Genomic DNA, 17,868 nt, shown 5'->3' with positions numbered 1-17,868 from the left:
CAAGCCATGCGGATCGAGGAAAGCCAAGGATCTAACCAAGGATCTACGGGGCAACAAAACGGCCACGCGCCGCCGGCGAAATCGGCGCCTACGGCCGAGCAGATTCTCGGCGAAATCCGCGACTATTGCCGCCAGACGCGCACGGCCGAATCGACCTTCGGGAGGCTGGTGGTCAATGACGGCAAGCTGGTGTCGCGCTTACGCGACGGCGCCCGGATCACGACCGGCACGCTCGACAAGGTCCGCGCCTATCTCGCCGAGCACCTGCCGGCGTCGGCTGCCGCACCTACCAGTTTGCCTTCGACCAAGCCGCTGAATGGCGCGGCCGCTGCCAATACCGTCGCGCCGCCGGGCTTCCGATTCTTCGACAACCGGCAAAAGTACCTGCTGTTCGTCTCGACCTGCAGCGAGAAGACCGAGGTTGGCAACCGTATTTCGCTCGAACTCGGCAATTTGCAGCCGGCGCCGCCGGCGCTTCGCATTTTCGACGCCGGCGTCGGCGACGGCACCGTGCTGTCGCGGGTAATGCGGGCCGTGCATGCGCGCTTTCCCACCATGCCGCTCTATGTCGTGGCGAAGGAAATAAGTTACGAAGACGTCCGCCTGATGCTGGAGAAGATGGCGGACCGCCTGTTCGAGCATCCCGCAACCGTGCTGGTCGTCACCAACCTCTATTACGCCGAGGCGCCGTGGCTGACGCCACGTTCGGTGACGTCAGCGCAAGGCCTGATCTGGAAAGACGTCACGCTATCAGGCAACACCGCGCACGGCTTTGCCGAGCAGATCGGCGAGCTCGAGAGCTTCCTCGCCGAGAACTGGCGCGCAGGCATCAGCCCGAGGACGGGCAATCCGGTCTATCAGCGTCCCGTGATCCTGACGCTGCGGCGCGAGGATCATTCGTTCCTGCTCGATCCGATCATGCCGCGGCCCGGCCGCGTGATGGCGGATTACGACCTGGTGATCGCCTCACAGCCTTACCGGGCGCGGGCGAGCGTCGAGTTCAAGGCTTCGAAAGTGGTGACGCCGCTGGTCAAGGCGCTGCGTCCAGGCGGACGGCTGATCGGCATCCATTCGCACGGCAAGGATCCCGGCATCGAGATCATCGATCAGGTCTGGCCGGGCGACGATCCCTTCAAGACCGACCGCTATGCGATCCTGCGCCAGGTCAAGCACGAGCTTGGCGCGGCCGCACGCCACTACACTTTTAATGCGTCCTCCGATGCACGCTCGATCTTCCGCTACCACATGCACACGCTGCCGGACGAGGTGAGCGGTTCGATCGGGACCTCGACGCTGTTCGCGGCCTGGAACGCTGCGATCTACGTGGCGCAGATCGAGGACAACAGATTGTCGGAAGTGGTTCGCGATGGCCGCTATCTCGAAGCCACCGACCGTGTGCTGAAGAAACATGGCGGCCTCTGGTTCAATGACGAAACCTATGTGATCTCGCGCCGCCGCGCGCCAGCATGACAAGTGGAGGCGTCCGTGACCGTCTCCGATCAATCCCCCAGATTAGCCGCGCTGCTGTCGAAGGCCTCCGTCGAAATCTCCTCGCGCGGGCATCAGGTCGTGCAACTGAGCGATCATTTCGCTGCCGGCACCGACGTTACGATCACGTTCCTGCCCGGCGACAACTATCGCCACAACATTGAGACGGCTGCCGCGCTGCGTCGCGCCGGATACAATCCGGTGCCCCATCTCGCGGCGCGCGAAATGCCCTCGCGGGAAGCATTTAACGATTGCCTGGCGCGAGCCCGCGGCGAAGCTGACGTGTCGCGCATTCTCCTGATCGCCGGCGATGTCGCCGCTGCGAGAGGTCCATTCAAATCGACGCGCGATGTTGTCGCCAGCGGCTTGCTCGAGGCGCACGCGATTGCATCCGTCAGTGTGGCCGGCCATCCCGAGGGCCACCCTTATCTCGAACTGCCGGAAGCGCTCAACGGTCTGAAGGCATGGCGCGACTGGGGGCAGCGGACGGGAACGCGGGTCGATGTGGTCACGCAATTCTGCTTCGAGAGCACGCCGATCCTGCAATGGATCGGCGCCCTCAATCGCGCCGGCATCGATCTGCCTGTCATCATCGGCCTGGCCGGTCCGGCAACGCCGGCGACACTGACAAAATTCGCGCTCCGTTGCGGCATCGGTAATTCCATGCGCGCGCTGCGGGCCCAGATCGGCCGGTTCGGCCGGCTTTTGACGGATACCGGGCCAGACGAGGTCGTCAGGGGATTGCGGTCGGCGCCTGCGGCGGCGACCGCGCCGATCACCGGATTTCACCTGTTTCCGTTTGGCGGCCTGCGCAAGGCCGGCGACTGGCTGCGCGATTTTGACTGTGACCCGCGCGTACAGCAGCGGGCCGCAATGTCAGGCGCTGGGCTTCAGAACCCGTAAAGCTGCGCCGGGTTTCGACCAAGATCTTCTTGCGGACCGCAGCGTCCGGCGCCCACAGAAATGGGCCGCCAGAAGGCACCAATCACGCCGGGCCGTCGCTCTAGCCGCGGATCGTTCCACAAACTTTCGCGACCAGTTCGGGCAACGGCCGCGATCCATCCAGCCGCAGCACGGGCAGGGCAGTTTGGCAAGCCAGTCCTGATGCTTTGCTTGCGTACGACTCACGTTGCCTTCCTCATAACCCGACGCCCATTCGATGAATTCCTCGGTCTCTGTATGCCGCCAGCCACCGGGCGCCACCGCTTCGGTGCCAAACAGCGTGGCCTCGCGTGCACGCAGCCGCTGCAACCGTATCTCGCGAGAGGTTGCGAGGAAGACCACCACGTCGAAATTTGGGATCAGCACGTCACCCCAACCGTTAAGCGATCCGCTCAATACCCAAGCCGTGCGCGGCAGGAAGATATCCTGCATCAGCTTCAGGCGCTCCGCGACGTCGCGAATATGCCGGAAGGGCGGATCAGTCGGCAGCCAGAAGTAATCGTCGGTGTCGTGATGCGGGACGGCCAGCGCACTTGCGAGCGCGCGGCCAAGGCTGGTGACGCCCGCACCCGATGCCCCCATCACGTGTATGCGGCAGCTCTGCATTTGTTCGCTCCGGCTTATCGCTTCGGTAACGCAACCGGTCTATCGAACCAGAAGCCGCCCAAATTTGACTAAAGATCCGCCTACCCGGAATCTCTCCTATCCCTGGAATCAATTCATGCAGAAATTTTCGCAAAAATTCAAAACCGGCGTCTCCGTGGCCGCCTTGGTCGTGATGCTGCTCGGCGTTTACAGCTATCGCAAGCTTCAGGCGCTCGCCGCCGACCCTACCGGCGAAAAGGATTGCGGCCCGGCGGTCGGCGGCGGCGAGCAGGCGAAAATCGATCTGGAGCGGATCAAGGCGATAGCGCCGCTCAAGGACGTGAAATGGTCGCAGCTTGGCGGCAGCATCAATGATGCGAGCTGTCTCAACAAGACCGAAATCTATGGCGTGGTCGCGGTGCGCAGCGTCGAGGACGTCGCCAGGACGCTGGCCTTTGCGCGCGACAACAAGCTCTCCATCACCACCGCCGGCGTCCGCCACAGCATGGGCGGGCATGCCTTCCGCAAGGGCGGCATTGTGCTTGATATGCGCGGCTTCAACAAGATCGTGCTGAATGAGAGCACGCGATCGGTCACGGTGCAGCCGGGCGCGACCTGGCACGACATCCAGAACGTGCTGCATCCGCGCTTTGCAGTGCGCGCCATGCAATCGACCGATATCTTCACCGTCGGCGGCTCGATCTCAGTCAATGCCCATGGCATGGACCATCAGGCCGGCGCGCTCGCGAAATCGATCAAGTCGATGAAGGTGATGCTGGCGGACGGTTCGCTGCGCACGGTATCGTCGACCGAGAATGCGGATCTGTTCAATCTCGTTGTCGGCGGCTACGGCCTGTTCGGCGTGATCGTCGAGGCCGAGCTCGATATTGCCGACAACCTCGTCTACCAGACCGGCCGTCGCGTCATGGACTACAAGGAATTTCCGGCGTTGTTCGCCGGCGAGATCGAGAAGGACACCAATATCGGCCTGATGTACGGCCATCTCTCGACTGCGCCGAGCACGTTCCTGAAGGAGCTGCTGCTCTATACCTACACCAAGGTCGACGGTACCGATTTCAAGCGCCAGCCGCTCGGCGAAGTCAGCGGCACCAAACTGCGGCGGCTGACCATCAACCTATCAAAGCAAGGTCCGCTGTTTCAGGAGATGAAGTGGCTTTCCGAGAAGCACATCGAGCATCGGATGGAAAACTGCACGGTGACGCGCGCGCAGGCGATCGGATCGGCGGAAGCCTGTCTCGTCAACCGCAATGACCCGATGCACGATTCGGTGCCTTATCTGCGCAACTCGCTGCCTGACGATACCGACATCCTGCACGAATATTTCATCCCGCGCAGCCAGTTCGTCTCGTTTGTCGATGGCATGCGCAAGGTGCTGACCGACAACAAGACCAATCTGTTGAACGCATCGGTGCGCGTCGTGCATCAGGAAAAAAATTTCCTGACTTATTCGCCGGAGCCGGCGTTCTCGCTGGTGCTCTACATCAACCAGACCACGGACGAAGAGGGCAACCGGCGGATGAAGAAGGCGACGGAAGAGCTGATCGACCTCACCATCGCGCACAAGGGCCGGTTCTTCCTGCCTTACCAGCTCTACTATTCGAAAGACCAGTTGCAGCGCTCATACCCAGAGATCAACGACTTCTTCGCGGCGAAGCGGAAGTATGATCCCGGCGAATTGTTCACCAATACGTTCTACCAGAAGTACGCGTCGTGATGCCTGTCTGCCATACGAAGCATCGCGCATCGCTCAGCAAAGCGAGATCGTCATCATAGACATCACAAAAAATCTCGCAGCCTCGCAATTTCGACGACGAGTTCGGCCGAGATTATTTTAGGGATCAACTCCCCCTGTGGGGCAGTATGAATCTCGTAGAGATGACGTTGGCTGAGCGGTTGCTGCAGAAACTTGGTGATGCATTCGTCCAAGGTGCCATCAAGGACCGAGTACGGTATCGACCAAGCAGCGTCTTTGACGCGTTCGTTGTTTTTCGAAGGCCATTTCTTTAGAACGGCAGGAGCATGAAAGTCCGTTTTGGCACTCCTTAAGGATTGGCTTCCCGGTTGGGAATCACAAAGGTCTGGCCGGGATAGATCAGGTTTGGATTGCGGATTTGCTCTCGGTTGGCCTTGTAGATCGTGGCGTAGCGCGTGCCCGCGCCGAGGGTGGCCTGGCTGATGCGCCACAGGCTGTCGCCGCGCGATACCGTCGTGGTCGCGATCTTCGGCACCACCACGATGGAGGAGCTCGTGACGTCCGACAGGGCGCCGGCCGAGGCATCCGCCACCTGGGACTTCGGCAGGGCGACGGAGTCTGGTTTGGACGGTGAGGTCCGCGGCGGTACCGAAGCGGTAACCACGGGGTCCGGCGCGTTGAACGGTACCTCGGCGCGCCCACGGACCGCGCCGGACTTCGAATCCACCTCGTCCAGTCTTACGCGGTAGTTCCCGGGCCCGATCCCTTCATTGATCGTGACGGCAAAGCGTCCGTCCGCTCCCGCCGTTACCGACGCAATGAAGCTGTCGTTCAGATAGAGCCTCACCGGAGCGCCGGCGCGCGCGCGGCCGCTTACATGGAATTTGCCGCCGGCCTCGGTCTCGACCGCCTCCACGACCACGGCGGCGGTTTCCCCCTTTGGCTGGGCCGGCTGTGACATCACGACAGTGGGTTTGTTTGGCGCCATCAGCGCCACGACCGGCCGTTCCTTCAGGTTCGGCTCAAGCGCCACCGTTACGCTCTGCTTCGACATGGTTTGTCTGCCGTCGGGCTGCTTGGCGCGCAACGTCAGATCATAAGTGCCTGGCGGAAGCGGGCGCGGGATCATCGCGAATTGTCCGGATTGATCCGCGACCACGCGATCATGCAGTTCGCCATTGCGCAGCAGTTCCACGGTGACGCCCGGCGCCGCGCGTCCCGCGATTACCGCTTCGCCGTTCGGCTCGATGCGGGCGACATCGAATGCCGGCAAGCCGTCGCCGCTCTCGGGCGCTGTGGTCGATCCGGCCAGCGCGGCTGTCACCGCGTTTGCCGCCGCCTGCGCGCTTGCGAGTGCGGCCGGTCCCTTGGCTGTCTCGTCAGTGGCCGGTTTTGGCGCGACGCTTGCGGCCTTGTCAGCAGTCGGCTCGCGCCCGATGTACTGCATGGCGACGATCGTTCCGATGCCACTCGCCGCGACAAGCCCTATCAGGGGCGCGACCATTCGGTTCATGGATATCTTGATCATGGTCTTTAGCCCGTCGGCCGGAGGTCGGCCCGCCACCAGTATACAGGGATTTCGGTCGAAATGGGTACCCAAGCGGCAAGAAGAAGCTGAAGGTACGGAAGGATTAAGCCGTTCGAGGTGGACCGGCCAGGAGACTGGAACTCTGGTCCGTCAAAGCTGCGCGGTGAACCGCTTTGGCGGCTGGCCGCTGCAGCCGCCCGCCTGTTCGGCGTCGAGCACCAACAGCGCGCCGGCCGCGTAGAGACGGCCGACGAAATCGGCGTCGTCGGAACGCGCGATGGTGACGTAGTTGTTCGACGCAAGAATACGGCCGTTGGCCTTGGTGATAGCAGCCAGTGCCTGGGCCGGCGGACCGATCACCGCCATCGACTTGCCGGGGGCTGAGCCGAAGGTCAAGGCGGAGATAACGGTAAGCCAGCCGCACACGACGAGGGCGATTGCGCCGGCGATCCGGCCCCAACGCCCACCGCCGCGCTGACGGCCGTTAGTAGTCATAGAAGTGCTCAATGCTTGCAGCCCTGGCTTTGAGCTCGCGGTTGATGTCGACGAGACGGTCGATCCTTGCCTTCAGGCCCGCCCGGCGGAAGCCGGGCTTCGCACCGAGTTCCAGTGAAAACAGCTCCGTCGTACCCTTGATATCCAGCTTGGCGGCGTCGGGCGCAATCACGGTGACGAAAATGTCGTGATTGCCCGCGATCTCTGCAACCCCGTAACCCTGATCCAGCAACCCCAGCAGTATATCGGTGAACGCCTTGTAGCGCGGCGTCTGCACGAGCTGCCATTGTGCGTTGAGTGCGCGGATCGGCTTGATGCGCGGCTCTTTCGCCAATACCTCCGGCGGCAGCGTCGCGACGGCAAGCATGATGTCGCGCGGCTCGTTGTCGTTGCTGGCGTCGAGCGCCTTCTGGATCAGCGAGGCATAACCGATCTTGACGAAGTATTCCGCGCCGAGCGCGAAGTCGCGCTCCCAACTGCGCACCTTGCTCGGCGTCGGCGCCGAGATCGCGAGGAGACCGTCGAGCTTCTCGCGGAAAGGATATTTGTACCAGGGGATGGTGTAGAGGAACGCGGAATAATCCTGCAGCACCGCGCGGCCGAATTCATCCTGCGGGGTGCGCTTCTCGCCCCTGATCCATTCGAACGCGCGGCCGATGGTATTTTCGTAGAACCCTTTGACGGCATATTCGACGGAATAGCTGATGCCGATCACGTAAATCATCGTCTTCAGTTCGGCCAGCGATTCTCCTGTCGCGGGCACGGCGCGGTTGATGGTGCAGAAACTGCGCCAGAAACCGAAGATATGTCCGAGATAGTTGAAATGGCTTTCGCTGGAGCGGTCGAGGAAGCGGCCGAAATCCTCGAAGGAATAGACGATGTACCATTCGGGGAACGTGAAGAACGTGTTGTTCAGCTTGCGCCGGTAACCCGGCTCATCGATCGCGGGCAGGGTGACGGCCGGCGCAGCCGAGGCCGATGTGCTCGCCGCAGGCCGGCACGTGCCCTCGATGTAGGCCAGCGGTACGAGCACCGTCAGCGCAATCAGGATCGCGACGACAGCGAGAATACGCCGCAGCCATTTAAGCATGAACGGCGGTCCGCGTCCGCGGCGCGAGCAGATAGCCGATCACGATCGCCACGCCGCCGAGGCCGAGATGCGGCGCGTTGGCGAAAAACCGCGTCGAGATCGGCAGGTTGAGGACGCCGTTGATCAGGATGCCGAAGTCGAGATAACCGCTGCCGGTAAGCAGGCCGAGCACGCCATCGGCAAAATAGAACACGCCGAATAATTGGAAGAACAATTCCGAGGCGCGACGCGAGGTCATCGCCGCCATTGCGGCCCATAGCGCCGACACCAGATGCAGGCCGTCGGCATACCAGGTGCGGCGAAACAGGCCGAAGATCATGTCATTGGCGTCGATGAAGGCCGGGATGTAGCCGGTGAGAATCACAAAGCCGAGCAGGGCGGCGTAGCCCCAGGCGCACAATCTGATGATGTCCATGATGTCTCCGGCCGGTGCGAATCTCGGGGCCAGTCTAGAGTTTTCCAATTGTCTTGAGCAGGGCGTCGTTGAACAGGTCGGGGTCCTCGATCTGCGGAATGTGACCGAGCCCCGGCAGCAACGTCAGCTCCGTACCTGATGGCAGCAGCGTTCGAAGGTCGAGGGCTTGCTCGACCGGGGTGATGGTGTCCTTGTCGCCCCACAGGATCGCGACGGGGACTTCCAGCTTCGCATATGCATTGCGGTCCGCGCTCGCGGCGTTGGTGTCGGAGCCGAGGAAATAATACAGCCAGTCGGCGATATCGCTCGTGCTGTCGCGCTGCGCCAGCGGCCTTTGCAGGATCGCTACATATTCCGGCAGCGCGCGCTCCTTCTTCGCGATCATCGATTGAAGCAGCATTTGCGTTGCGATCGGATTGGTGATGGTCAGCGACACCAGGATTTCGCGGATCCATTGCGGTTGGATCACCCAAGGCGCCACCGATGGCACAGCCGTCAATCCGAGCGCGGCATCGACCAGCACCAGGGCCCGTGCCCGATCTGGATATCGCATCACGAGTTCGGTCGCCGCACCAGCGCCGAACGAATGACCGACGATGATGGCGGGCGGGGCCTCCAATGTCTCGAGCACGTCGTTGATTCGGGAAGCCTGGTCCTGCCGCGTGTAACTGCCAGGACGATCCGAGAATCCAAACGGCGGCAGGTCAAGCGCGATCACATGAAAGCCGGCCGCGGCCAGCACGTCGGTGGTGTGCCGCCATAGCTCGCTCCACGCCGCCGTGCCGTGAAATAGGACCACGGGAATGCCATTCGCCGGACCCTTCTCCTGCACGAACACGCCACCCGAACGGGTCGGCACCAGATGGCCGGTCTTTGGCGCCAGTTGGGCACGCACGCCGGTCTCGCGTATCGACGCCGCCATGCGAAATGAGGTGATCAGAAGGATTATCGACAGGAAGAGGACCAACAGGCCGGTGGCCGACCAGCGCAAGATGTTTGAAACCACGAGGCCTCGCGAAATTGAATCATCAAAAGGAAGCGGGAATGGACCCGAGTTTTAGGGCAAGGCGAGTTGCTGGCGACTGAAAATACCGGACATGATCAGCGTCAGGTTAACACCACGACAAAATACAACCTACTGCCCGGACGGCGTCCGCAGGCCGTGCCAGGCGTCGCGCACCTGATGGTAGTGCACTTCCGGCAGATAGTCCGGCGTTTTGAGGCCGAGATTCTTGACGTCGAGCCGGCCGATGGCGCTCAGCAGCGTATAGGAGGCGATGACGCGGTCGCGCTGCGCGCCGATCAGCCGCGCCTTTGCTAAGATCAGGTCCTGCTGCGCGTTAAGCACGTCGACCGTAGTGCGCTGGCCGCCGGCCGCCTCCCGCTGCACGCCCTGCAGCGCGACGGTGGCAGCACGCACTTCCGCTTCGGATGCCGTGACCGCAATCTTGGCACCTTCATTGGCGACCCAGGCGCCGACCGCGGCGGTGCGAGCCTGGTTGCGGACCTGGTCCAGCACCTGCCGGCTTTGAGTTGCGATTTCCTTGGCCTGCCGGGTCTGTGAGGCGGCCATGCCGCCATCATAGATCGGCTGCGTGAGCTGGCCGGTCACGGAAGCCTGGTCGGTCCCGAATGTGCCGAGCGTAGGGTCCGACTGCTTACTGCGGCTGGCGCTGCCTTGCAGCGTGATCGTCGGCATCAAGCTGCTTTCGGCGACGCGGATAGAAGTCGAGGCGACGTCGACATCGAAGCTTGCCGCCATCACCGCTGGATGCTCGCGGAAGGCCTGCCCGGTGGCGTCGTCACGGCTGCGCGGCAGCAGGCGATCCACGGCTTCGGCAGGGCGGAGCAGGGTGGGCGCGTTGCCGATGACCTGAAGATAAGTCGCCTGGCTGACGGCCAGATTGACCTCAGCGGCATTCAAATCTGCGCGACCCCGGCTCAGACGTGCCTCGGCCTGCGCAGCATCGGTAGGCGTGACGTCGCCGGCATTCAGACGCTTCTGGGTGATGCCAAGTGTTTCCTGCAGGAACGCGACGTTGGCGCGCTGCGCTTCGACCAGCGATTGGTTGGCGAGAACGTTTGTGTAGACCGTGACCGCATCCAGCAGCACGCCCTGACCGACATTGCGCAGCGCCTCGCGACCGGCCTGCACCTGCAATTCCGCCACGCGCACACTGTTGGCGGTCCTGAAGCCGTTGAACAACGTCTGGGATACGGTCACGCCAATGGTCCAGGGCTTCAGGTTCGCCGACTGGACGGTGTTGTCGGGCAAGAGGTTGCGCACCGCCTGAAAGCCGGCGGAGAGAGTAGCGACGATCTGCGGCCGATAACCCGAAAGCGCCTGCGGCACGTTCTCGTCGGTGGCGCGCTGGCGGGCGCGTTCGGCATTGAGTGCGGGATTGGTTTGGTAGGCCTTGGCCAGCGCCTCGGGGAGGCTTTCACCATGCGCGGCCGGCGCCGCAAACGCGAGGCAAGCCACAGCAAGGCAAATGCCCGATCGAAGCAACCATCTTTCAACGTGGCCAACCCTGGTGGCGCGCCTAGTCATTTGATTCCGTAGTCAACACGAGAACGTGATAACCCTGCTTCGAGTCATCCCGCTCTATCTTCTTGTTTGAACATGACCATCAGGAGTGCCGGTTACCCGTCATTCCGGATCATGCATTGTCCGTCCGCCCCCGCCGACAGTCGTCTACCTGTTTAGGGGGCACCATGGCCACAGGCAAACTGCCGCGCGACATCAGTACATTAATTCGGTGAAATCCGTGCTTGGCTGTTGCCGGTTCGTCACAGACGAATCTTTGGGTGAAGATAGGCTATAGCTCTCGTGGCTGGCGTCCGATTCCAGGGCGGCTGCCTGCTAGCTACGCCCAGGTTCGCATTCGATGCCAAAGCTGTTTGCCGATCCCGAAGCGATTGCGGAGGATATCATCCGCGATGTCGGAACCAATCTCGTGGTTGGATTGCCGCTCGGGCTCGGCAAGGCCAACCACGTCGTCAACGCGCTGTATGCACGCGCCGCTGCCGACCGTTCGATCAAGCTGACGTTATTTTCGGCACTGACGCTGGAAAAGCTACGGCCTTCGAGCCTGCTCGAACAACGTTTCATCAGCCCCGTGATCGATCGCCTGTTTGGTGACTATCCCGACCTGACCTATGCGAATGCACTGCATGCCGGAGAACTGCCGCCCAACATCAAGGTGATCGAGTTTTTCTTCCTCGCCGGCAAATGGCTGCAGGTGCCGTTCGCGCAGCAGCATTACATCTCCGCAAATTATACCCATGCTGCATCGTATTTGCTGGCGCGTGGGCTCAATGTTGTCACGCCACTAGTGGCCAAGCGCGTAGTCGATGGCGTGACCCGTTACAGTCTGAGCTGCAACACCGACACAGCGCTTGATCTGCTGCACGCCCGCGCCGAGGGGCGCGCTTCGTTCAAGGTGTTCGCGCAAGTCAATTCAGAACTGCCGTTCATGCCGGGTGTGGGCGATCTGCCGGCGGACCAATTTTCCGCCGTGCTCGACAGCCCCGCGACGGATTTTCCGCTGTTCGCCCCGCCGGCCGAGCCGGTCAGCGACACCAAATACGCGATCGGGCTTCACGCTGCGAGTCTCGTACCTGATGGCGGCACGCTGCAGATCGGCATCGGGCAAGTTGGCGATGCGCTGGCGCAGGGGCTGATCGTCCGTCATCGCGACAATGCGCAGTTCCGCGCCATCATGAAGCGGCTCGCGCCGGGCGTGGAGCCGATGGAGAGCGCGCCGTTCGCGAAGGGGCTGTATGGGGTCAGCGAAATGCTGATCGAGGCGTTTCTTAGCCTGATCGAGGCCGATATTCTCAAGCGCGAGGTCGACGGCGTCGTGCTGCACGGTGCATTTTTCCTGGGGCCGAAATCGTTCTATCGCGCGTTGCGCGAGATGCCGCCTAACCAGCTCGCGCGCATCCAGATGATGCCGGTATCGTTCACCAACGAGCTCTATGGCGACGAGGATGCCAAGCGCCGCGCGCGCGTCGGCGCCCGCTTCGTCAACAACGCGATGATGGCGACGCTGATGGGAGCGGCGGTCTCCGATGGTCTCGACAATGGCCAGGTCGTCAGCGGCGTCGGCGGCCAGTACAATTTCGTCGCGCAGGCGTTCGCGCTTCAAGGAGCGCGGTCGATTCTCACGCTGGAAGCGACGCGGCAGGCGGGCAGGAGGACGCACTCCAACATCCGCTGGAACTACGGTCACGAGACCATCCCGCGGCATCTGCGCGACGTGTTCGTCACCGAATACGGTGTTGCCGATGTCAGGGGCAAGTCGGACGCCGAGACCATCGCGGCGATGCTGGCGGTCACGGATTCGCGTTTCCAGGATGAGCTGACGAAAATCGCCAAAGATGCCGGCAAGCTGCCGAGGGAGTTCGAAATTCCGCGCGCGCAGCGCGAGAATTATCCGGAGCGGATCGCGGATGCGTTGAAGCCCGCGCGCGAGGCAGGACTGTTGCCGTCGTTTCCGTTCGGCAGCGATTTTACCGAGGTCGAGCAGCGGCTAATCCCGGCCTTGCAGTTGCTGCGGGAAGCGCAGCGAACGCTGCTGCGTCTGCCCGGGTTGCTGTGGCAGGGGATGAGACAGCCGCCGGATGCCTCCAGCCGCGAATGCCTGGCGCGGTTAGGGCTCGATCGTCCCACGACGTTTGCTGAACGGGGCTATCGCGCGCTGGTCAATGCGGCACTGGCGCGGAGTGGTACTATAACGAACGTCGTCCCTGCGAACGCACTAGCAGATGCACACATTGCCGGCTGCGACGGAATGACTCGATGTCTTGATTTGGCCTTCCGCAGCGACGGTCTGCTGTGATTCTGTATCTGGCACTTCGATTCCATTGAGGTGCCAAGATGTTGAACGAACAATTCAGGCTTGGTCGGTTCGGGGATGGCCGTCTCGATAAAGGGGGGCGGCTCTGCTCGAAGGGATGGTCACGCGCGCCAGCTCGTGCTTGCGTCGAGCGGCGGATGGTGATCGGGCCAAGATAGTCCGATACGGCCGATTTCTCGCCAATGAGAACGTGAGCTTGGAAGCACTGCTCGCAGGCTGGGGCGAACAGACGGCGGTTGCGGCGGCCGGCCGGCACGTGCTGGCGATCCAGGATACAAGCGAGATCAACTTTAGGACCCAACCCGAGCGTCGGCGCGGGCTGGGTGAGATCGGCAAAGGGAACAGCCACGGCTTGCTGTTGCATGCGATGGCCGCCGTGGATGCCGCCAGTGACGCCTGTCTGGGGCTGGTAGGCGGGAAGATTTGGACGCGCCAGGGCCGGGTTACGGTGCCGCACGATCAGCGGCCACTGGAGCAGAAGGAGTCGGAACGTTGGATCAGCACGGCCCATCGAGCCAAGCAGGTGCTCTCTGCGGCCACGATGGTCACGGTGATCGACGATCGCGAGGGCGACATCTATGCCAAATGGGCGAGCGTATCGGCCTCAAACTTCCATCTGTTGACGCGGAGCATGCATGATCGCGTGCTGGCCGACGGTGCAAGCATGTATGCCACCGCCAGCAGTTGGCCCGTCGTCGACACTGCCACCATCGACGTTGTGGCGCGTGCCGATCGGCCCGCCCGACAGGCCAAGCTGGTGCTGCGGTTCGGTCGGGTCACCCTCAGAAGGCCGCAGAACGCGTCTGCCGACTTACCGCGGACAGTCGAACTCGCTTTGGTCGAGGTCGTTGAAGTCGATCCGCCAGCGGGCGTCGAGCCGCTGCACTGGTACCTGCTGACGACCCATGACGTGAACGATGTCGCGTCTGCCTGGCAGATCGTCAACTGGTACAAAAAGCGTTGGATTATCGAGCAGCTGTTCCGCCTGATCAAAACGCAGGGGCTGCAACTCGAAGACAGCCGGATCGAAACCGCCGATCGGCTGCTCAAGCTCACCGCGATCGCCGCCAAGGCTGCCGTCGTGATCCTGCAACTGGTTCAGGCTCGCGACGGACGCAGCGCCGAACCTGCCAGCAACGCGTTCAACAAAGAGCAGATCAAGCTGCTCGCCGCACTGGCCACCAAGTACGAAGGCAGAACCAAACTCCAAAGCAATCCACATCGCCCGCAAACCTTGGCTTGGGCCTCATGGATCATTGCTCGCCTCGGCGGATGGGATGGATACCCTCGCACCAAACCCGGCCCCATCACCATGAGGCATGGCCTCCAATACTTCTTGGGCGTGGCTTCCGCCTGGGAGACCCTCAAAGATGTGTGAATCAGCTAGTGCGAACGCAGGGACCCATAACCACAGGGCGTAGTTGTTTTGAGAAGATGTCTGCCCGTCCTCGCATCAACACGACGGCCGCGGCGTATGGGTCCCTGCGTTCGCACTAGCAGATGCACACATTGCCGGCTGCGACGGAATGACTCGATGTCTTGATTTGGCCTTCCGCAGCGACGGTCTGCTGTGATTCTGTATCTGGCACTTCGATTCCATTGAGGTGCCAAGATGTTGAACGAACAATTCAGGCTTGGTCGGTTCGGGGATGGCCGTCTCGATAAAGGGGGGCGGCTCTGCTCGAAGGGATGGTCACGCGCGCCAGCTCGTGCTTGCGTCGAGCGGCGGATGGTGATCGGGCCAAGATAGTCCGATACGGCCGATTTCTCGCCAATGAGAACGTGAGCTTGGAAGCACTGCTCGCAGGCTGGGGCGAACAGACGGCGGTTGCGGCGGCCGGCCGGCACGTGCTGGCGATCCAGGATACAAGCGAGATCAACTTTAGGACCCAACCCGAGCGTCGGCGCGGGCTGGGTGAGATCGGCAAAGGGAACAGCCACGGCTTGCTGTTGCATGCGATGGCCGCCGTGGATGCCGCCAGTGACGCCTGTCTGGGGCTGGTAGGCGGGAAGATTTGGACGCGCCAGGGCCGGGTTACGGTGCCGCACGATCAGCGGCCACTGGAGCAGAAGGAGTCGGAACGTTGGATCAGCACGGCCCATCGAGCCAAGCAGGTGCTCTCTGCGGCCACGATGGTCACGGTGATCGACGATCGCGAGGGCGACATCTATGCCAAATGGGCGAGCGTATCGGCCTCAAACTTCCATCTGTTGACGCGGAGCATGCATGATCGCGTGCTGGCCGACGGTGCAAGCATGTATGCCACCGCCAGCAGTTGGCCCGTCGTCGACACTGCCACCATCGACGTTGTGGCGCGTGCCGATCGGCCCGCCCGACAGGCCAAGCTGGTGCTGCGGTTCGGTCGGGTCACCCTCAGAAGGCCGCAGAACGCGTCTGCCGACTTACCGCGGACAGTCGAACTCGCTTTGGTCGAGGTCGTTGAAGTCGATCCGCCAGCGGGCGTCGAGCCGCTGCACTGGTACCTGCTGACGACCCATGACGTGAACGATGTCGCGTCTGCCTGGCAGATCGTCAACTGGTACAAAAAGCGTTGGATTATCGAGCAGCTGTTCCGCCTGATCAAAACGCAGGGGCTGCAACTCGAAGACAGCCGGATCGAAACCGCCGATCGGCTGCTCAAGCTCACCGCGATCGCCGCCAAGGCTGCCGTCGTGATCCTGCAACTGGTTCAGGCTCGCGACGGACGCAGCGCCGAACCTGCCAGCAACGCGTTCAACAAAGAGCAGATCAAGCTGCTCGCCGCACTGGCCACCAAGTACGAAGGCAGAACCAAACTCCAAAGCAATCCACATCGCCCGCAAACCTTGGCTTGGGCCTCATGGATCATTGCTCGCCTCGGCGGATGGGATGGATACCCTCGCACCAAACCCGGCCCCATCACCATGAGGCATGGCCTCCAATACTTCTTGGGCGTGGCTTCCGCCTGGGAGACCCTCAAAGATGTGTGAATCAGCTAGTGCGTTCGCAGGGACGACAGCGAGGCTGCGGCCTTATCTGTTCTTGTTCACCGGCTTGCGCTTCTCGATGAACGCCGCCATCCCTTCGGCGCGGTCTTCCAGCGCGAAGGTCGAGTGGAACAGGTTGCGCTCGACATTCATCCCCTCCGACAGCGGAGTCTCGAAGGCGCGGTTGATGGCTTCCTTGGCCATGGCGGCCGCAGGCCACGACATCGAGGCAATTTTTTCTGCCGCCGACAGCGCTTCTTCCATCAATTTGTCGGCCGGCACGACGCGGCTGACGAGGCCGGAACGCTCCGCTTCGGCCGCATCCATCATGCGTCCGGTGAGGCAGAGATCCATCGCCTTCGACTTGCCGATCGCGCGCGTCAGCCGCTGCGTCCCGCCGATGCCCGGGATGGTGCCGAGCGTGATTTCGGGCTGGCCGAATTTGGCGGTATCGGAGGCGATGATGATGTCGCACATCATGGCAAGCTCGCAGCCGCCGCCGAGCGCATAGCCGCTGACGGCCGCGATTGTCGGTTTCCGGCAGGTGGCAACGCGGTCGCCACCGATGGCGGTGAAATCGCTGGAGAACATGTCGATGAAGCTTTTCGGCTGCATCTCCTTGATGTCGGCGCCGGCGGCGAACGCCTTTTCGCTGCCGGTGAGCAGGATGCAGCCGATTTTGTCGTCGGCCTCGAGGTCATCGACCGCGGCAGCGATTTCACGAAACACGCCGAAGGACAGCGCGTTGAGCGTTTTCGGCCGGTTCAGCGTAATGATGCCGACCGCGCCCTTGCTCTCGACAATGATGTTTTCGAACGTTGCCATGATCCACCCCGGTAGTTCTTGCGCGGGCAATGTGCCCGCTGCCGGGGTGGGCTTCAAGTGGGCTGGAACGGATCCCGGATGCGGGGATGCCGCGTCCGGTAGCCCGATAGCTACGCCATAAACATGCGCGCGGCCGAGGCCATCGTCAGCAGGGCGCCGAAGGCGATGAAGATCTTTCCGATCAGCGAGGTCTTGTCCAGGGTGGAACTCTCGTTGTTGGCGGCTTGATCAGAGGCTTCCGATGCAGGTTTGGTCGAAGCCATCGCGACCGTCTGCGTGGCGGAGTCCTCGGGCGCGGTCGCCTGCAGCGCCCGATCGACATCGTTGAGCTGGTCTGACGCAACTACGGTGGCATCGGCCGGCGTCTCGGCGTCAGCCGGCTTGTCCCCCGCCGCTTGCAGGACGGTGTTGGCCTTCTCAGACATCGCGGCCGACATCCCCTTGGCGCTGTCGGGCGGCGCATCGGCTGCGGTCATTTGCGCGTTGGCGTTGGCGAGCCATTCGGGCATCGCGGACGGAGTGCCGCCGCTCGCATCCGCGACCTGCTTTTCCTCAGGGTTTTTGTCCTCGGCGGGTTTCGATGCCGCACGCGCGGATTTGCGGTGGGCGGAGCGTTTCTTCAGGTGACGAGAACCCTGCTTGACGGACTTTTCGGGCGTCGCGTTCTCTGGTTTCGATACCGCGGCGCCATCGTCGCCGGCAGCCGTCGCCGGCGATGGTCCTGCGAAACTCAACAGAAGCCCTGCTGCAAGAACAAAGGCCGACCCCGCGCTGGCTCGGATCGTCATATGGAATCTCCCCATTGGCCGCCGCCCAGCGGCGAAATGAGACCCCGCAGGTGTCCACAGCACGGCGGAAAATGGGAATCTTCGGGCAAGACCGGGCAAAAGCTGGGCAATGGCGTTACATCGACGAGCTGGCATGAATTTTTGCCGGCGCGGCTGCTCCAGAGAGAGC

15 protein-coding genes are annotated in these 17,868 nt (G+C 62.4%); 6 read left to right on the top strand and 9 right to left on the bottom strand.

What is annotated here, in order from left to right:
• The first annotated feature begins 6 nt into the window (after window positions 1-6).
• Together RX328_RS32410 and RX328_RS32405 are read left to right on the top strand one after the other, a co-directional pair.
• Window positions 7-1,470: a hypothetical protein gene (locus RX328_RS32410; RefSeq protein ID WP_249726892.1), complete on the top strand. Its 1,464-nt coding sequence runs from the start codon at window positions 7-9 to the stop codon at window positions 1,468-1,470.
• Window positions 1,471-1,485: 15 nt separating this feature from the next.
• A complete protein-coding gene (locus RX328_RS32405) occupies window positions 1,486-2,391 on the top strand; it encodes a methylenetetrahydrofolate reductase (protein WP_213253946.1) in 906 nt (301 codons plus the stop codon).
• Here RX328_RS32405 and RX328_RS32400 read toward each other — a convergent pair.
• Window positions 2,365-3,036, bottom strand: a complete 672-nt coding sequence (locus RX328_RS32400) for a hypothetical protein (protein ID WP_249726893.1) — start codon at window positions 3,034-3,036, stop codon at window positions 2,365-2,367. The genes RX328_RS32405 and RX328_RS32400 overlap by 27 nt on opposite strands.
• A 115-nt stretch (window positions 3,037-3,151) precedes the next feature.
• Between RX328_RS32400 and RX328_RS32395 the strand changes: the two genes are divergently transcribed.
• Window positions 3,152-4,750, top strand: coding sequence for an FAD-dependent oxidoreductase (locus RX328_RS32395; RefSeq protein WP_213253947.1), 1,599 nt, complete (start codon window positions 3,152-3,154; stop codon window positions 4,748-4,750).
• Between the two features lie 328 nt (window positions 4,751-5,078).
• Here RX328_RS32395 and RX328_RS32390 read toward each other — a convergent pair whose 3' ends face one another.
• From RX328_RS32390 to RX328_RS32365, 6 genes are all read right to left on the bottom strand, one after another.
• The gene (locus RX328_RS32390; protein ID WP_213253948.1) at window positions 5,079-6,257 is read right to left on the bottom strand and encodes a LysM peptidoglycan-binding domain-containing protein; all 1,179 of its coding nucleotides are present in this window, start codon (window positions 6,255-6,257) and stop codon (window positions 5,079-5,081) included.
• A gap of 150 nt (window positions 6,258-6,407) precedes the next feature.
• A complete protein-coding gene (locus tag RX328_RS32385) occupies window positions 6,408-6,752 on the bottom strand; it encodes a hypothetical protein (protein WP_213253949.1) in 345 nt (114 codons plus the stop codon).
• Window positions 6,742-7,842: a hypothetical protein gene (locus RX328_RS32380; protein ID WP_213253950.1), complete on the bottom strand. Its 1,101-nt coding sequence runs from the start codon at window positions 7,840-7,842 to the stop codon at window positions 6,742-6,744. The genes RX328_RS32385 and RX328_RS32380 overlap by 11 nt, the downstream gene beginning before the upstream one ends.
• Window positions 7,835-8,257: a hypothetical protein gene (locus RX328_RS32375; protein ID WP_213253951.1), complete on the bottom strand. Its 423-nt coding sequence runs from the start codon at window positions 8,255-8,257 to the stop codon at window positions 7,835-7,837. The genes RX328_RS32380 and RX328_RS32375 overlap by 8 nt, the downstream gene beginning before the upstream one ends.
• Before the next feature lie 34 nt (window positions 8,258-8,291).
• Window positions 8,292-9,263: an alpha/beta fold hydrolase gene (locus RX328_RS32370; protein ID WP_213253952.1), complete on the bottom strand. Its 972-nt coding sequence runs from the start codon at window positions 9,261-9,263 to the stop codon at window positions 8,292-8,294.
• A 129-nt stretch (window positions 9,264-9,392) separates the two neighbouring features.
• Complete coding sequence (locus RX328_RS32365; RefSeq protein ID WP_213253953.1) at window positions 9,393-10,808, bottom strand: TolC family outer membrane protein; 1,416 nt, start codon at window positions 10,806-10,808, stop codon at window positions 9,393-9,395.
• Between the two features lie 337 nt (window positions 10,809-11,145).
• Between RX328_RS32365 and RX328_RS32360 the strand changes: the two genes are divergently transcribed.
• The 3 genes from RX328_RS32360 to RX328_RS32350 all read left to right on the top strand — a co-directional run bounded on the left by RX328_RS32360 (window position 11,146) and on the right by RX328_RS32350 (window position 16,089).
• Window positions 11,146-13,101 carry an acetyl-CoA hydrolase/transferase C-terminal domain-containing protein gene (locus RX328_RS32360; RefSeq protein WP_317258549.1) on the top strand — a complete coding sequence of 652 codons (1,956 nt, stop codon included), beginning with the start codon at window positions 11,146-11,148 and terminating at the stop codon, window positions 13,099-13,101.
• A gap of 208 nt (window positions 13,102-13,309) precedes the next feature.
• A complete protein-coding gene (locus tag RX328_RS32355; protein ID WP_317258526.1) occupies window positions 13,310-14,497 on the top strand; it encodes an IS4 family transposase in 1,188 nt (395 codons plus the stop codon).
• A gap of 404 nt (window positions 14,498-14,901) precedes the next feature.
• Window positions 14,902-16,089: an IS4 family transposase gene (locus RX328_RS32350; RefSeq protein WP_317258526.1), complete on the top strand. Its 1,188-nt coding sequence runs from the start codon at window positions 14,902-14,904 to the stop codon at window positions 16,087-16,089.
• Between the two features lie 42 nt (window positions 16,090-16,131).
• Here RX328_RS32350 and RX328_RS32345 read toward each other — a convergent pair whose 3' ends face one another.
• Together RX328_RS32345 and RX328_RS32340 are read right to left on the bottom strand one after the other, a co-directional pair.
• Entirely contained in the window at window positions 16,132-16,911 is a 780-nt protein-coding gene (locus tag RX328_RS32345; protein WP_213251716.1) for an enoyl-CoA hydratase, read from the bottom strand.
• 110 nt (window positions 16,912-17,021) lie between these two features.
• Window positions 17,022-17,699, bottom strand: a complete 678-nt coding sequence (locus RX328_RS32340) for a hypothetical protein (protein ID WP_213251717.1) — start codon at window positions 17,697-17,699, stop codon at window positions 17,022-17,024.
• Window positions 17,700-17,868: the final 169 nt, after the last annotated feature.

Origin of the sequence: Bradyrhizobium sp. sBnM-33, assembly GCF_032917945.1 — a bacterium.
Classification (GTDB): domain Bacteria; phylum Pseudomonadota; class Alphaproteobacteria; order Rhizobiales; family Xanthobacteraceae; genus Bradyrhizobium.
Note: the sequence above shows the minus strand (reverse complement) of the source record. Positions and strands in the feature narration are given on the sequence as shown.

Bases quoted from the DNA above. Each gene is read 5' to 3' on its own strand.
- RX328_RS32365 (WP_213253953.1), bottom strand. From the start codon at position 10,808: ATGACTAGGCGCGCCACCAGGGTTGGCCACGTTGAAAGATGGTTGCTT.
- RX328_RS32375 (WP_213253951.1), bottom strand. From the start codon at position 8,257: ATGGACATCATCAGATTGTGCGCCTGGGGCTACGCCGCCCTGCTCGGC.
- RX328_RS32340 (WP_213251717.1), bottom strand. From the start codon at position 17,699: ATGACGATCCGAGCCAGCGCGGGGTCGGCCTTTGTTCTTGCAGCAGGG.
- RX328_RS32390 (WP_213253948.1), bottom strand. From the start codon at position 6,257: ATGATCAAGATATCCATGAACCGAATGGTCGCGCCCCTGATAGGGCTT.
- RX328_RS32395 (WP_213253947.1), top strand. From the start codon at position 3,152: ATGCAGAAATTTTCGCAAAAATTCAAAACCGGCGTCTCCGTGGCCGCC.
- RX328_RS32400 (WP_249726893.1), bottom strand. From the start codon at position 3,036: ATGCAGAGCTGCCGCATACACGTGATGGGGGCATCGGGTGCGGGCGTC.
- RX328_RS32385 (WP_213253949.1), bottom strand. From the start codon at position 6,752: ATGACTACTAACGGCCGTCAGCGCGGCGGTGGGCGTTGGGGCCGGATC.
- RX328_RS32410 (WP_249726892.1), top strand. From the start codon at position 7: ATGCGGATCGAGGAAAGCCAAGGATCTAACCAAGGATCTACGGGGCAA.
- RX328_RS32360 (WP_317258549.1), top strand. From the start codon at position 11,146: ATGCCAAAGCTGTTTGCCGATCCCGAAGCGATTGCGGAGGATATCATC.
- RX328_RS32345 (WP_213251716.1), bottom strand. From the start codon at position 16,911: ATGGCAACGTTCGAAAACATCATTGTCGAGAGCAAGGGCGCGGTCGGC.
- RX328_RS32380 (WP_213253950.1), bottom strand. From the start codon at position 7,842: ATGCTTAAATGGCTGCGGCGTATTCTCGCTGTCGTCGCGATCCTGATT.